Annotated in this window: 1 rRNA gene; it reads left to right on the top strand. The window is 51.5% G+C overall.

The annotated features are described in order from the left end of the window. Positions 1-200: ribosomal RNA gene (locus M3221_RS27215) — 23S ribosomal RNA — on the top strand; the annotation flags it as partial.

Raw genomic sequence — 200 nt, forward strand, 5'->3', positions numbered from 1 at the left:
AGGATAGGAGATCACGCAGCTGGATACGCGTGTTTAAGCAGTCAGGCTGGAAATGAGGCAAATCCCGTTTCCATTAAGGCTGAGCTGTGATGACGAGGGACTTTTAGTACCGAAGTCTTCGATTCCACACTGCCAAGAAAAGCCTCTAGCGAGATGTAAGGTGCCCGTACCGCAAACCGACACAGGTAGGCGAGGAGAGA

It is taken from the genome of Domibacillus indicus (assembly GCF_023715895.1).
GTDB lineage: Bacteria > Bacillota > Bacilli > Bacillales > Domibacillaceae > Domibacillus > Domibacillus indicus_A.